This is a genomic window from Paraburkholderia steynii (assembly GCF_900100565.1).
Taxonomy (GTDB): Bacteria; Pseudomonadota; Gammaproteobacteria; order Burkholderiales; family Burkholderiaceae; genus Paraburkholderia; species Paraburkholderia terrae.
The window spans coordinates 708,350-723,024 of the sequence record NZ_FNDI01000001.1 but is presented as its reverse complement, the minus strand read 5'-3'; the positions used below and the strand labels follow the sequence as shown (position 1 = coordinate 723,024).

General features: G+C 63.1%; 15 protein-coding genes. 5 read left to right on the top strand and 10 right to left on the bottom strand.

Annotation, left to right across the window (positions count from 1 at the left end; genetic code table 11):
• The first annotated feature begins 19 nt into the window (after nt 1–19).
• From rplS to BLT65_RS03215, 3 genes are all read left to right on the top strand, one after another.
• On the top strand, nt 20–409 hold the full coding sequence (gene rplS / locus BLT65_RS03225) for a 50S ribosomal protein L19 (protein WP_035990096.1): 390 nt from the start codon (nt 20–22) through the stop codon (nt 407–409).
• A gap of 93 nt (nt 410–502) precedes the next feature.
• Nucleotides 503–1,201 (top strand): CoA pyrophosphatase, encoded by a 699-nt coding sequence (locus tag BLT65_RS03220; RefSeq protein ID WP_007748311.1) that lies wholly within the window; start codon nt 503–505, stop codon nt 1,199–1,201.
• Nucleotides 1,202–1,364: 163 nt separating this feature from the next.
• On the top strand, nt 1,365–2,303 hold the full coding sequence (locus tag BLT65_RS03215; protein ID WP_042314525.1) for a CobD/CbiB family protein: 939 nt from the start codon (nt 1,365–1,367) through the stop codon (nt 2,301–2,303).
• A gap of 27 nt (nt 2,304–2,330) precedes the next feature.
• Here BLT65_RS03215 and BLT65_RS03210 read toward each other — a convergent pair whose 3' ends face one another.
• The 3 genes from BLT65_RS03210 to BLT65_RS03200 are packed head-to-tail and all read right to left on the bottom strand — an operon-like array spanning nt 2,331 to nt 4,873.
• Nucleotides 2,331–2,651 (bottom strand): putative signal transducing protein, encoded by a 321-nt coding sequence (locus BLT65_RS03210; protein ID WP_091774640.1) that lies wholly within the window; start codon nt 2,649–2,651, stop codon nt 2,331–2,333.
• Between the two features lie 12 nt (nt 2,652–2,663).
• Nucleotides 2,664–3,617 carry a ribosome small subunit-dependent GTPase A gene (rsgA, locus tag BLT65_RS03205; RefSeq protein ID WP_091774638.1) on the bottom strand — a complete coding sequence of 318 codons (954 nt, stop codon included), beginning with the start codon at nt 3,615–3,617 and terminating at the stop codon, nt 2,664–2,666.
• Nucleotides 3,614–4,873: a M48 family metallopeptidase gene (locus tag BLT65_RS03200; RefSeq protein WP_042314528.1), complete on the bottom strand. Its 1,260-nt coding sequence runs from the start codon at nt 4,871–4,873 to the stop codon at nt 3,614–3,616. Before BLT65_RS03200 ends, rsgA begins: the two co-directional genes overlap by 4 nt.
• A gap of 130 nt (nt 4,874–5,003) precedes the next feature.
• Between BLT65_RS03200 and orn the strand changes: the two genes are divergently transcribed.
• On the top strand, nt 5,004–5,630 hold the full coding sequence (gene orn, locus BLT65_RS03195; RefSeq protein WP_091774636.1) for an oligoribonuclease: 627 nt from the start codon (nt 5,004–5,006) through the stop codon (nt 5,628–5,630).
• Between the two features lie 3 nt (nt 5,631–5,633).
• Here orn and mog read toward each other — a convergent pair whose 3' ends face one another.
• A complete protein-coding gene (gene mog, locus BLT65_RS03190) occupies nt 5,634–6,260 on the bottom strand; it encodes a molybdopterin adenylyltransferase (protein ID WP_091774935.1) in 627 nt (208 codons plus the stop codon).
• Nucleotides 6,241–6,852: a ribosome biogenesis factor YjgA gene (gene yjgA / locus BLT65_RS03185; protein ID WP_042314530.1), complete on the bottom strand. Its 612-nt coding sequence runs from the start codon at nt 6,850–6,852 to the stop codon at nt 6,241–6,243. Before yjgA ends, mog begins: the two co-directional genes overlap by 20 nt.
• Nucleotides 6,853–7,071: 219 nt before the next feature.
• Between yjgA and pmbA the strand changes: the two genes are divergently transcribed.
• Nucleotides 7,072–8,442: a metalloprotease PmbA gene (gene pmbA, locus BLT65_RS03180; protein WP_007580226.1), complete on the top strand. Its 1,371-nt coding sequence runs from the start codon at nt 7,072–7,074 to the stop codon at nt 8,440–8,442.
• 856 nt (nt 8,443–9,298) lie between these two features.
• Here pmbA and BLT65_RS03175 read toward each other — a convergent pair.
• The 5 genes from BLT65_RS03175 to BLT65_RS03155 all read right to left on the bottom strand — a co-directional run bounded on the left by BLT65_RS03175 (nt 9,299) and on the right by BLT65_RS03155 (nt 14,625).
• Nucleotides 9,299–9,799, bottom strand: a complete 501-nt coding sequence (locus BLT65_RS03175; protein WP_091774634.1) for a dihydrofolate reductase — start codon at nt 9,797–9,799, stop codon at nt 9,299–9,301.
• 137 nt (nt 9,800–9,936) lie between these two features.
• Nucleotides 9,937–11,487, bottom strand: coding sequence for a sigma-54 dependent transcriptional regulator (locus tag BLT65_RS03170; RefSeq protein ID WP_091774632.1), 1,551 nt, complete (start codon nt 11,485–11,487; stop codon nt 9,937–9,939).
• A gap of 24 nt (nt 11,488–11,511) precedes the next feature.
• Nucleotides 11,512–12,978: a hypothetical protein gene (locus BLT65_RS03165; RefSeq protein ID WP_042306807.1), complete on the bottom strand. Its 1,467-nt coding sequence runs from the start codon at nt 12,976–12,978 to the stop codon at nt 11,512–11,514.
• 113 nt (nt 12,979–13,091) lie between these two features.
• Entirely contained in the window at nt 13,092–13,898 is an 807-nt protein-coding gene (locus BLT65_RS03160) for a peptidase C39 (RefSeq protein ID WP_091774630.1), read from the bottom strand.
• A 7-nt stretch (nt 13,899–13,905) separates the two neighbouring features.
• Complete coding sequence (locus BLT65_RS03155; RefSeq protein ID WP_042306811.1) at nt 13,906–14,625, bottom strand: C39 family peptidase; 720 nt, start codon at nt 14,623–14,625, stop codon at nt 13,906–13,908.
• Nucleotides 14,626–14,675: the final 50 nt, after the last annotated feature.

Genomic DNA, 14,675 nt, shown 5'->3' with positions numbered 1-14,675 from the left:
ATGGCAACAGGAGTCAGTAATGAATCTGATTGCAAAACTCGAGCAGGAAGAAATCGAGCGCGCGCTCGCAGGCAAAACCATCCCCGAATTCGCTCCTGGCGATACGGTGATCGTCAGCGTCAACGTGGTTGAAGGTAACCGCAAGCGCGTTCAGGCTTACGAAGGCGTCGTGATCGCGAAGCGTAATCGTGGCCTCAACTCGTCGTTCATCGTCCGCAAGATTTCGTCGGGCGAAGGCGTCGAGCGTACGTTCCAGACGTATTCGCCGCTGCTGGCAAGCATCGTCGTCAAGCGTCGTGGCGATGTACGTCGTGCAAAGCTGTACTACCTGCGCGAACGTTCGGGCAAGTCGGCTCGGATCAAAGAAAAGCTGGTGTCGAAAGACCGCGCTGCAGCTGCTCAAGAGTAAAAGCTGTAAGAAAAAGCACCCTCCACGGGTGCTTTTTTGTTTGCCAGGTCAAAATAGCGTCGTGTCCCACCAGCGCTCGTTTCGAGACTTCCATTGACCGCGCCTTCCCGTCCCTCTCGTCCCGTCTTTGATCCCGAAAGCTTGCCTGTCGAACCGGCCGATGTCGATCTGCCCGCTGTCGCGCCTGAGCGTCTGACGCCGGACAGCCTGCGCGCACGTTTCGAGCAAAACGTGCCGTGGGAGCAGGAGACGCGCGAAGTGCGGTGGCGCGAAACCGGCGATCCGCGTGTCGCCGCCGTGCTAGTGGCGCTCGTCGTGCGCGACGGGGGACTGACCGTGCTGCTCACGCAGCGCACCGCGCATCTGAACGATCACGCGGGGCAGGTCAGCTTTCCCGGCGGCCGTCACGAGCCTCATGACGCCACCACGACGGCAACCGCCTTGCGCGAAGCGCAGGAAGAGGTCGGCCTGGATCCTTCGCGCGTCGAAGTGCTGGGCGCGCTTCCCGAGTATCTGACGGGAACGGGTTTTCGCGTGACGCCCGTCGTCGGTCTCGTGCATCCGCCGTTCACGGTTCAGGCAGACACGTTCGAGGTCGCGGAAATTTTCGAGGTCCCACTAAGCTTTTTGATGGACCCGAAGAATCACGAAGTGCGTGTGCTGAACTGGGAAGGCGGCGAGCGTCGTTTTTTTGCAATGCCGTATCCGCGCGGCGAAGTAGGCGGCGATTACTTCATCTGGGGCGCAACGGCGGGCATGTTGCGCAATTTCTATCGCTTCCTCGCTGCATGATGCATAGCCGCGCGATCGGCATGCAGTCTCGCTGCATTACGTTTGTATTGCAGCCGCTCAGCCTCATCCGACCCTGTGCTATCGTAGTGACCAATTCCGCTCATCGGACCGGATCGGCCGGCAAGAACCGCCCGGTAAGAACTCGAATAGCACGGCGTCTCGCATGACTTTTTTCTCCGTATTGCTGGCCCTCATCATCGAACAGATGCGCGCGCTGTCGCCGAACAATCCGGTGTCGGCACTCCTTCAATACCACGCGGAATCGACGGCGCATGGCTTCGACGCCGGTAAGGAGAAGCACGGCATCCTCGCATGGCTGGTCGTCGTGCTGCCGTGGACGCTCGTCACCGGCCTGATCTATTTCGTGCTGTACGAGATTCACTTTGTGCTCGCGTTCCTGTGGAACGTCGCGGTGCTGTACTTCACGCTCGGCTTTCGCCAGTTCAGCCATTACTTCACGGACATCCATCTGTCGTTGAACAACGACGACGTGCCGCGCGCGCGTGAGATCCTCAATGAATGGACGGGCCTCGATACCGTCGACATGCCCGTCAGCGAGATCGTCCGTCACACGCTGATTCATGCCGTCGTCGCATCGCATCGGCATGTGTTCGGCGTGTTCTTCTGGTTCCTGATTCCCGTCGGGCCGGCGGGCGCGGTGCTGTATCGCACGGCTGAGTATCTGGCGCGCACCTGGTCGAAGCCTGTCGACGACCGGACGGCTGCGTTCTCCACCTTCGCGCAACGCGCGTTCTTCGTGATCGACTGGATTCCGTCGCGTTTGACGTCGATGGGTTTTGCGATCGTCGGCAACTTCGAAGACGCGATCTATGCGTGGCGCAATCATGCGCGTCAATGGCCTGACCCGAACGACGGCGTGCTGCTCGCCGCGGGCAGCGGCGCATTGGGCGCGCGTCTCGCGGGCCCGCTCGCCGAGGTATCGAGCCTCGACGCGCTGGCAACGGGCGACGGTGGCCCGATGCCCGTCGGCGACGACTGCACGCCGCGCACGCTGCAATCGGCTGTGGGCCTCGTGTGGCGGGCCGTTATCCTGTGGATGATCCTGTTGCTGATGCTGACGATCGCCGTCTGGCTCGCCTGAAAGCCGCGCTACGCACCAAAGCGTGATTCAGCCGTCCAGCGGATCGCGCGCCGTTCCGCAATTCCAGCACACGGTGAACTGCGCTTCGAGCACTTCACCGCAATGCGCGCAGCGCCAGCCGGGCGCGCCGACGGCCGGCCCGCTGCGCGCTGCATCGATCAACTTCCTCGCCAACACTTCGTCGCGCTCGTCCATGAGCCACAACTCCGGCGCGCACTGATCCGCCGGAATCTCGCCGATCGCGCCGCTCAGATAGCGGTTATGCAATTCGCACGCGATACCCGCCGCCGCCAGCACGTTGATCCAATGCTGCCCGATCACGACGTTGGGCGCGCGCATGAGCTTCATCATGATTGCCTGTCAGCGGACGATCTGGCTCGCCTCGTGTACGAGCTGCGCGTAGAGCGCATGCCGTTCTTTCGCGATGCGGCCATCGGCGACGGCTTCGAGAATCGCGCAGCCGGGTTCGTGCAGATGATGACAGTTGTAGAACCGGCAGTTGGGCAGCAGCGGCCTGAACTCGGGAAACGCGCGTTCGAGCTTGCCTTCCGTCAGATGATGCAGGCCGAATTCCTGAAAGCCCGGCGAATCAATCAACGCGCCATCGCCACCAGGAAGCGGGTAGAGGCGCGTGAACGTGGTCGTGTGACGGCCGCTGTTGAGTGCCGTCGAGATTTCGCGCGTCGCCACTTCGGCATCGGGAATCAGCAGATTGACGAGCGTCGACTTGCCCATGCCCGACTGACCGAGCAGCAACGTCGAGTGGCCGTTCAGATGGGCTTCGAGCGTTTCGCGCGCGGCGTCCGGCTGTGCTTTGATCGACACTTCGAGTACCGTGTAGCCAAGCCCGCGATACCGGTCGAGCCGTTTGCGCGCGAGCGGCAGCGCGGCTTCGACGTCGATCTTGTTCAGCAGGATCAGCGGCTTGAGCTCGTTCTCTTCCGCGGAGACCAGCGCGCGGCCGAGCAGGTCTTCGCTGAAATGCGGCTCGGTGGCGAGCACGATCAGCAACTGATCGAGATTCGCGGCGAAGAGCTTCGACTTGTACTGATCCGAGCGATACAGCAGATTGCGCCGTTCACCGATCTCGACGATCACGCCCTGATCGGCTGAGGTCGACTCGTACAGCACCTGATCGCCGACGGCGATCTCGCTGCGCTTGCCGCGTGGGAAGCATTGCAGAATCGCGCTGCCGTCCTCGGGCGCGACGATGTAGTGACGTCCATGCGCCGCGATCACGAGGCCGCGCACGCGCTCCTGCGCGCGATCGCTGGCAGTGGCGGCGCGCAGCGCTTTCGGCGAGCGGCCGCTCATGCGTGACGCAGCAGACGGTCGATCCGCTGCGAGGCAGGCGGATGCGAGTAGTAGAACGCGGTGTAGAGCGGGTCGGGCGTGAGCGTCGACGCGTTGTCTTCATACAGCTTGACGAGCGCGTTGACGAGATCCTTGGCGTCGGCCTGCGTCGCGGCGAATGCGTCCGCCTCGAATTCATGCTTGCGCGAACTGAGGCTGCCCAGCGGCGTCACGAAGAACAGGAACACGGGAACGGCGAGGAAGAACAGCACGAGCGCGAGGCCGTCGTTGCTGCCCGTCATCGACGGACGCACGCCGAGGCCCTCGAAGAACCACGTACGCTGCGTGAGCCAGCCGAGCAGCGCGAGCATCGCGAGGCTGATCAGGAACGTGACGACCATCCGCTTGATCACATGACGGCGCTTGAAGTGGCCGAGCTCATGCGCGAGCACCGCTTCGATCTCGCTGCCCGACAGACGCGAGAGCAGCGTGTCGAAGAAGACGATGCGCTTGGACGAACCAAAGCCCGTGAAATACGCGTTGCCATGTGCCGAACGGCGGCTGCCGTCCATCACGAACAGGCCCTTGGCCGCGAAGCCGCAGCGCTTCATCAGCGCATCGATGCGCTGCACCAGCGCTTCGTCTTTCAGCGGCTCGAACTTGTTGAACATCGGCGCGATGAAGCTCGGATAGAGGATCAGCACGAGCATCTGGAACACCACCCAGACGACCCACGTCCACCACCACCAGTACGTGCCCGCCTGATTCATCAGCCACAGCACGACGAACAGCAGCGGCAGGCCGAACGCGGCGCCGAGCAGCACGCCTTTGATGCGGTCGACGAAAAAGATGCGTTTCGTCATCCGGTTGAAGCCGAAGCGCTGCTCGATACCGAACTGGCGGTAATAATCGAACGGCAGGTCGATCGCGCTCGTGATCGCGATCACGGCCGCCACCAGCAGAATCTGGCCGATATAGCCCTGGCCCGCGAGATCGCCGATGGCGAAATCGAGTGCCTGCACGCCGCCCAGCAGCGTGAGCGCGATCAGCACAGCCGCGCCGACGACGATCTCGATCATCGTGAGCCGCGTGCGCTCGACTGTGTAATCGGCGGCGCGCTGGTGCGCGGACAGGGCGATCGTGCCCGCGAACTGCTGCGGCACGCTCTCACGGTGCGCCGCAACGAAGCGGATCTGGCGCGACGCTAGCCAGAGCTTCGTGCCGACCATCGCCAGCACGGCGATCACGAACAGAACGGTGAAGTAGAGAGGAGGCATCCGGGGAATCCGTAGGTTCTATGCGAGAATTATATGTTTGTTCCCGCTTGTGGGCGGGAGCGCGCCATCTTCGGCGGGCGGCGGTTGTAGCGTGATCCGCTCGCGCGGTCTCAAATCAAGGTTGCCTTCAATGACTGACATTATCGAATCCGTCAATCAGCCGCTCGTGCGCAGCGACATGAATCTCGTCTGGCTGGACATGGAAATGACGGGGCTCGATCCCGACAACGACCGCATCATCGAAATCGCCGTGGTCGTCACGAATTCGACGCTCGACAGGCTGGTTGAAGGCCCCGTGCTCGCCATTCATCAGAGCGATGAAACGCTCGGCAAGATGGACGACTGGAACAAGAACACGCATGGCCGTTCCGGGCTGATCGACCGCGTGCGCGCGTCGACGGTGACGGAAGCCGACGCTACTGAACAGATCCGCGCGTTCCTTGGCCAGCACGTGCCGCCCGGCAAGTCGCCGATGTGCGGCAACTCGATCTGCCAGGATCGCCGTTTCATGGCGCGCTGGATGCCCGAACTGGAGACGTTCTTCCATTACCGCAACCTCGACGTCAGCACGCTGAAGGAACTGTGCCGCCGCTGGCAGCCTGCGATCTACAAAGGCTTCCAGAAGCGCGCGATGCACACCGCGCTCGCCGACATCCACGAATCGATCGACGAACTGCGCTACTACCGCGAGCATTTCCTGATCCCGGCCGCGAGCGCACCTGTCGACGCGCCGTCGAGCGACGCGCCCGCGAAATAACGTTCAGCCTTGCCGCGGAGCGCGCACCGCGCTCTTCGGCCGGAACGCCGTCACGACGGCGGCGTTCGTCTCGATGTACGGGCCGCCGATCAGGTCGATGCAATACGGCACGGCGGCGAAAATGCCCGGCACCTTCACTTTCCCCGTTTCATCGCGCAAGCCTTCCAGCGTTTCCCTGATCGACTTCGGCTGCCCCGGCAGGTTGATGATCAGCGCAGCGTGCTCAGCCGTCTCGCGGATCACCGCCACCTGACGCGACAGGATCGCCGTCGGCACGAAGTTCAGGCTGATCTGCCGCATCTGTTCGCCGAACCCCGGCATTTCCTTTGTCCCGGCCGCGAGCGTCGCCTCGGGCGTCACGTCGCGGCGCGCGGGGCCCGTGCCCCCTGTCGTCAGCACGAGATCGCAGCCGGCTTCGTCGACCAGTTCGATCAGCGTCTTCGTGATGGTCGGCGCGTCGTCCTGGATCAGCCGCGTTTCCGTGCGAAACGGCGAGGTGAGCGCGCCGCCGAGCCATTCCTGCAGCGACGGAATGCCCTTGTCTTCATAGACGCCCGTGCTGGCGCGGTCGCTGATCGACACGAGGCCGACGATCAGCTCGTCGGGATGACTACGCACGGGATTCGTCATCGTCGTCGTCCAGATCGTCGGAATCGTTGCTGTCGGCATCGTCGTTGCCGGCGCCGTCGGCGTTCTTGATCCACTGGAACAGATCACGGAAGTAGCGCGGCGGCTTGCCTTGCTGCGCTTCCCTGCGCGCGTTGCGGATCAGCGTGCGGCCTTCCTGCGGGTCGACGGCAGGATGCTGGCGGATGAATTCGGTCAGCGCGGCGTCGTCGGCGAGCAGTTTTTCACGGGTGCGTTCGATCCAGTGCAGGCGCGCCGTTTCGGCTTTGTTGACGCCCTTGTACTTGTCGAGTGCTTCGCGCAGCGCGGCCGTTTCTTCGTCCAGCAGGCCGCGCATCACCTTGCCGACGTACTGCATCTGGCGGCGCTTGCCTTCATGATCGGTGATGCGGCGTGCTGCGCGCACGGCGTCATCGAGCGATTCGGGCATCGGCATGCGCTTCAATGCGTCTTTCGGCAGCGCGACGAGTTCTACGCCCAGCTCCTGCAACGCGTGCATTTCGCGCTTCAGTTGCGACTTGCTGGGACGGTCATACCCGTTGTCGTCGACGACGGCAGCGGGTTCCATGGGTTGAATGCGGGTTTTGCGTGTCATGCGCGATATTGTAGCGTGCCGGGCCGCGCTGGCTGGGCGAGGTGCGGTCCGCGAAGCACATGCGCGGGAGGCACATGCGAATGCCAGGTACGCTAGCGTAGAGCTTGCTATGATCGCGGGATACGTCGGCGCACAGGCCGGCTGAATACAGCGCTGGCAACGACGAACTCTCGCGGGCTTCGGCCCGGACGGCACCGCAACTCAGGACGGCAAACGACAATGGCAGCAGACACGGAAGCCCGGCAACGATTTTTCCCGCATACGCAGGATGAACTGAAGGAAATCGCCTCCGACATTCTTCGTCACGCAAAGTCGCTCGGCGCAAGCGACGCGGCAACCGAGATTTCGGAAGGCGACGGCCTGTCCGTCTCAGTGCGTCGCGGCGAAGTCGAAACGATCGAGCACAACCGCGACAAGATGGTCGGCGTGACGGTGTTCATCGGCAACAAGCGCGGCAATGCGAGTACCTCTGACTTTTCGTCCGAAGCGCTGAAGGACACGGTGATGGCCGCGTACAACATCGCGCGCTTCACGGCCGAGGACGACTGTGCGGGCCTCGCGGAAGAAGAGCTGCTTGAAAAGGACCCGCGCGATCTCGACCTGTATCACCCGTGGAATCTGGACGCGGACGAAGCGGTCGAGCTGGCGCGCCGCGCGGAAGACGCGGCCTTCGCCGTGAGCCCGCAGATCAAGAACTCGGAAGGCGCGAGTGTGTCGGCGCAGCATTCGCAGTTCGTGCTCGGCACGTCGCGCGGCTTTCTTTCGGGCTATCCGTATTCGCGTCATTACGTGGCGTGCGCGCCGATCGCGGGCAGTGCGCGCAACATGCAGCGCGACGACTGGTACACGTCGAAGCGCAGCGCAGGCGAGCTTGCCGATCCCGAGGCCGTCGGCCGCTATGCAGCCGAGCGGGCGCTGGCTCGCATGGGCGCGCGTGGGCTCGATACGCGCAAGGTGCCTGTACTGTTCGAAGCGCCGCTCGCGGCGGGACTGCTCGGCGCGTTCGTGCAGGCGACGAGCGGCGGCGCGCTGTATCGCAAGACGACGTTCCTGGTTGATAGCCTTGGCAAGCCGGTATTTGCGCCGCATGTGCAGGTTGTCGAAGATCCGCATGTGCCGCGCGCCATGGGCAGTGCGCCGTTCGATGAAGAGGGCGTGCGGACGAAGCAGCGTTCTGTGGTGAAAGATGGCGTCGTCGAAGGGTATTTTCTGTCGACGTATTCGGCGCGCAAGCTCGGTATGCCGACCACGGGGAATGCGGGTGGTTCGCATAACTTGTCACTGCGGAGTTCGTTGACGCAGGCGTCTGATGACTTCGAGGAGATGCTTCGCAAGCTTGGGACGGGGTTGTTGCTCACCGAGTTGATGGGGCAGGGCGTCAACTACGTGACGGGCGATTATTCGCGCGGCGCGTCAGGGTTCTGGGTCGAGAATGGGAAGATTCAGTATCCCGTTGAAGAGATCACTGTCGCCAGTACGCTGCAGGAAATGTTCCGGCATGTCGTGGCGATTGGGGCGGACACGATTGTCCGCGGGACTAAGCAGACTGGCTCTGTTTTGATTGAGCGGATGACTGTTGCAGGGCAGTGATGGTTTTTTTGGCCTGCGGCCGGCTGGGTTTTTGATTGGCTTGTCGCTGGGTTTTGTGATTTTTTTGCGTTTGCGCTGGCATCCGCGTTTTGCCTTCGCGCTTCAAGCGTCGCCCCTGTGCGGGGCGGCACCTACTTTTCTTTGCCGCCGCAAAGAAAAGTAGGCAAAAGAAAGCGGCTAACACCGCCAGTCCTAGTTTTTGCCTGAGGGCCCCCAACCGGTCCCTTACTTCACACGGCAATCTGCTTGTTCCGCGCGCGTTGCCAACGCTCCAAGCCTGCGCATCACCCGCTTCACGCACCCGCATTCGGGCATGCCGTACGGGATAGTCCACCGCCGCCCAGGCGGCAAACTGTGTGTAGGCCGTAGTACCACACACGCATCACTCCGGACCAATAGCGCACGCATGCCACCTTGTAAGAGCGCTACCCTATACGCCGCGACAACCTACACACAGTTTGCCACCTGGGCGGCACATACCATTGGCTGCCGCTTGCCCGAGTACGGGTGTTTGAGGTGGGTGAGTCGCTCATTCGAAGCGTTGGCAACGAACGCGAACAGAAATGCTGCCGTGTGAGGTGTAAGACCCTTTGGGGGCCCTCAGGCAGGAACAAGAATTGGCGGTGTTAGCCGCTTTCTTTTGCCTACTTTTCTTTGCGGCGGCAAAGAAAAGTAGGTGCCGCCCCGCACAGGGGCGACGCGTGAAGCACGAAGGCATAGCGCGGATGCCAGCGAAAACCAAACCAAACCGCCCGCGCCGCAAAGGCGCCACAGCGGCTGCGAGCGAAGAGACAAGAAATTCAACCGCTAACGCAGCGAATACGCCTCAACCAAACAGCGTCGCAGACGAAAAAACCTACCGCGCTACGCGCTGATAAGTCACAAACGCATACTCAAAATCATTCGGCTCTTTAGCCCGATGCGTCTCGCGAGATACCTCGCGCCAAGTATCCGGATCAGGCGCCGGAAAGCTGGCATCGCCATCAAAGTCGGCATGAATCTCAGTAACGATCATCTTATCCGCGCGCCGCGCACCTTCCTCATACAACTGCGCGCCGCCGATCAAGAACGCCTCAGCGGCCCCATCACGTTCAGCGAGCGCCAACGCATCATCGAGATTAGTAACGGTATCGCACCCATCGAAGCGCCGCTGCGCGTCCCGCGTCACAACAATATTGCGCCGCCCAGGCAGCACCCGCCCAATCGATTCATGCGTCTTGCGCCCCATGACAATAGGCGCGCCCATCGTCGTGCGTTTGAAGAACGCGAGATCTTCGGGCAGCCGCCAGGGCAACTGGTTATCACGGCCGATCACGCCATTGCGGGCGCGAGCGACGATCAGGGTCAGCGTCGTCATGCGGGAAGTGAAGCGGATAGAAAGCGGAAGCCGATTCTACCCGACCGCGCGCCGTCCGCCAGCACGCGCGTCACTCAAGCACACCGGCGTCTGCCGACGCGAACCGCGAAGCCACACCGGCAAACAGACAAAAACCGTCACTCGCGCGATTCTTGATCGCCCGCAAACGCGCCCTTGCCATCTCCCTTCTCGTCGCCCTTGAAACCCGCCTTCTCGTCGGTCGACGCATCCCGCAACCCATGCGTGCCCATCAGCCGATACAGCGTCACACGCGAAATCCCAAGATCCGTGGCCGCCTCGTTGAGCCGGTGCCGGTGCCGCAGCAACGCGACTTCGATCGCACGCTTCTCGGCGGCCTCACGCGCCTGCGCCAGACTCATCGTCTGCTGCTCGCTGAAGTGCGCGAGGTCGAGATCCTCGGCGGAAATCAGCTTGTTCTCCGCCATCACGATCGCGCGGCGCACCCGGTTGATCAGCTCGCGTACGTTGCCCGGCCAGTGGTAGTTGTACATCGCCTCGATCGCAGAGGGCGTGAAGCCGCGAATCTTGCGCGCGTTGTCCGTCTTGAACTTGCCGAGTATGTGATGCGCAAGCAACTCGATATCCTTGCCCCGCGAGCGCAGCGGCGGCTCGTCGACGCGCAGCACGCAAAGCCGGTGAAACAGATCCTGACGGAAGCGCCCGTCACCCATCGCGCCTTCCAGATCGACGTGCGTCGCCGAAATGATGCGCACGTCGACGGAAATCGATTCGTGGCCGCCCAGCCGCTCGATCTTGCCTTCCTGAAGGAAGCGCAACATGCTCGCCTGGCTCTCCATCGGCAGATCGCCGATTTCATCGAGAAACAGCGTGCCGCCGTTGGCCGATTCGACGCGTCCGATCTTGCGCTGGTTCGCGCCCGTGAACGCGCCGCGCTCGTAACCAAACAATTCCGACTGCAGCAGATGATGCGGAATTGCACCGCAATTGATCGGCACGAACGGCGCCTTGCGGCGCGGCGAGCGCTCGTGGATCGCCAGCGCCGTCAGTTCCTTGCCCGTGCCCGATTCGCCCGAGATGAACACGCTCGCGTCGGTGTTCGCGACCTTGCGGATCGTGCGGAACAACTGCTGCATCGCTTCGCAGGTGCCAACCATCTCGTCGTCGCTCGCGCCCGTCGTGTCGGGCGGAAAATCGGCGTCGCACAGATTGACCATGCCGTACGCGTGGCCGACCAGATAGTCGATCGTCGCGTTCGCCACGGGAATCTTCACGTAGTCGAAGCAGTAGTGGCGGATCAGCCGCCGCACGGCCGGGTCCGCAAGCCTTTCGGGATTCGCCAGCGCGATCCAGCCGACCTGCTGCGCGCGCAAGCTCGCCTCCAGGCCGGGCAGATCGCGCACGGAAAAGCTCGCCATGTCGACGATTCCCGCGCACATCGTCGCGGGCTTCACGAGCCGCCCGATCTCGTGCGCCGAGCGCGCGACGAGCACGCTCCAGCCGCGGCTCTTCAGATGCTCGACGAGCGCGTCGTCGGGCGTGCGCGCGGCGTACAGCAGGATCCGCGAGCCGGGATCGGGCGCGGCGCCACGCGGCGCGTCGACGGCCACGGGATGCGCCGCGGGCGTGTCGCTCCCGCGTGACACGGCAAGACGCAACCCGGATCCGGCGAGCGGGGGAACGGAGCTCAGATGAGAAGTTTCGCGCACGATCTGCCTCGTATCGGTGTCACGTCAAAAGGTATAGGGGAAGCGCATGCCGATCACATAGTTCGGCGCGTCGGGCGTCATGCCGATCGATACCGAACCGTTGATCGTCAGATGCTTGTTCACTACATGGTTCAGGCCAAAATTCATCACGGCTGCCGTCGTCTCGCTGCCCGGCACCTTCACGTAATCGCCGCCGGGCGCCTTGGTTTTCGACGCGGGCTGCAGCGCGAGCGTGTACGAGATGCTGGCGGAGTCCTTGTCGGAGAACGCAAGCGCGACGCCCGCGCCGAGCTGGAAGATATCGCCGAGCTTCACGGTCGCGGGCTGCGTCTGCCCGGCGATCGATGAGATATCCGAGAATGAGCGCGCGATGTTATACGTGTAAGACAGGCTGCCGAACAGTACGACTGGGTCGTAGGTCTTCAGCACCGACAGGCCCGCCGTCAGGTTCCAGAAGCCCGTGCCCGTGGGCAGCTTCGACGGCGCGACGAGGTTCGTGTTGTCCGGCTCGAGCTGCACGACCTTGATGCCGAACGGCGACGTGCCCGTCGGCGCTTTCACGCGCAGGCTGCCGACCACGTCGGGGATGCTGTTGGTCTCCTTCAGGATCTGGTAGTAGAACCCGAAGTTCATGTCACCTATCGCGTGCGAGTTGACGGACGCGTCCGACAACGTATTCGCCGCGCCGCCCGCGCCGCCGACGATGAACTGGCTGTGCCGGTAGACATACGGCACGTCGACATCGACGCTGATACGGTCTGTGAGGCCGTAGCGCACGTCGAGATCAGCCATCACCTGGTGCGACTTGGTCTGCCCCAGGTTGATGTTGCCGAGAAAGATCGCGTCGAGCGCGAGGAAGCCCGACAGCTGCAGCTGACGGCGGTCGTAGTAGGTATCGCTGATACCCCAGTCCAGCGTCAGCTTGTGATCGAAGAGCGGCGCGTGCTCGCGTTGCACGACGGCTTCCTCGGCCTGCGTGCGCACCGGCTCGGCGGCCTTCTGCGTCTGGCCGACGGCGCCTTCCGGCATGCCGGGGCCGCTCGCCTGCGCGTTGGGATTGCTGGTGCCAGGCGAGCCCGCCGACGTCGAACCTTCCGGCGCGGGCGGATTGACGGGCACGCCCGTCGCGGTGCCCGTCGCGTTGCCCGGCGCGGGCGCGCCCGGCGTCACCTGGGCGAGCGGCGGCAACGGCATCGGCAGGCCGTCCGCGCCCGGCTGCTCGGCAACGGCCTCGCTGCCGGCGGGCGCGCCATAGCCAGGCGCACCGCGGCCGCGCTGCGACATTTCCAGGTTCGTCACCTGCCGTTCGAGCGAGTGAATCTGCCGCTGCTGCTCATCGACGACGCGCATCAGCGTGTTGAGCCGCTCTTCGAGCGACTGGTTGTTGATGGCTTGTGCGGAAACCCCCTGCGACAGTGCGAACAGCATCGCAGCAGCAGGAATAGCCGCGAGTCGGACTCGCGGCTTCCTGCGTGTTGTGTCAATCATCATTATTCTTCCCCCGGTAAATCCGGCAGCACTTGGCTGGTTCTTATGCTTTGTGCCGCCGCTTTCTGTACGACTTTTCCTCCTGATGACGCCTGTTCGACGGGTGGCGGCCCGTCCTATCTCCTTGCATTCACCGCGTTTTGCAGGGCTTGTAGTACGCCGGCCTGGCGCAGCATCGAGGACGACATGGGCGTCGTCTGCAACGAGAGCTGCAACTGGTTGGCGACTTGCTGGTTATTGCCTGCAATCTGCAGTAGTTGGGCAATCGCGCCGGCCTGTTGCGCGTTGCTGGGTGCAATGGTTTGCGATGCGATGCCGGCAGGCGTCTGCAGCGCGACGGTCACGCCGCCGTTGCCGAACGAGATGCCCGCCTTGACGTTGCCCGCCGGGTTCGATGCCGCGGCGCTCTGCGCATTCGTGCCGCCTGCCAGCAGTTGCGGATTGTTGTTGAAGTCGATCGTCGCCGTGTTGAAGCCGGCGTTGCGATCGCCCGCCACCTGCGTGACCTGCGATACGCCGTTGACCGCGATGCGTTGTCCGCCGATCGTCTGGGCATTCGGGTCTGCGCCCGGATTGCCGCGGCCGTCGGTGACGCGCGCGAGCGTGTTGACGTTGGCCGTCAGCGCGTTCGACGCATCGCGTGCAACGGAGAGGCTGCCTTGCGCGAGTGCGTTCGCGCCGTTCGGCAACTGCCATTGCGACAGTACGTTCAATACGAAACCGGAGATCATTTGTCCGCCCGCGCCTTTTCCGGTCTGCTGGGCGAGCACATCATCCCCGACGCTTTGCCACTGGATCGCCGCCGGCGCCACGTCGCGGGACGTCGAAACGTCTGCGGCGAAAGCGCTGCTTGCGAGGCCGCAAGCCGTCGCGATCAATGTCGCGAGACAGGTGCGGCCGGGCTGGTTGAGGTAGTGCTTCATGGGTGAGTCAGAACAGGTCTGCCTTGATCAAGCCGTATTCGACAAAGGGAGTCGCGGCCGTGCCGTTGGCGAGCGCGCGCTCGCGCAGGCGCAAGGCCAGCGATTCGTTGTCCTGCAACAGCGGGGAATCCTCCCTGAAAGGTTTCCCGACGACTGCGAATACGAGGCCATTCCATGTCTTCGCGAAGTCTTCCTCGAGCAATATCCGGTTGCCGAGAGCGGGGTCCGCGATGAAGATGCGACCGTCCTGCGCGTGCTTGACGATCACGAAATGCTCATAGCCGTCGAGGTTCATCAGAACCATGACGGGCACCTGGAGGTGATACAGCGCGTCCGTGTTTACGCGGAATCCGCGGCCCCGCAGCCCGATCGTCTCGACGAACTTCTTCATGTCGAGCATCGAAAAGCCGTTCTTGACCACTACCTCCGGCGTCGAGAAAACCATCATCCGGCGGATCAGATCCGTCTCGGGGATGTCGATGCCGTAGCCGTACTTGAGGAGGGTTGCGAGCGCCGCCGCACCGCAGCTGTAATCGAACTGCTGGCTGACGATATGGCGGTAACGCAGGTCCCTCATCGAGTGCACCGTTTTGGTAAGCGGAATACCTGCGAGGGTAGACGTGTCGACGCTCGCCTGTGCGTTCACTCGCGCACACAACGTGCAAGTAACGAGCGCAACGACAGTCGCGGCGGGTCGTAACGCCGGGAACCGGTCAAACCCGGACATGCTGGTCTCCTGCCAAGTCGCGCCGGCGGCTGCATTGGCCGCCGGCGCAT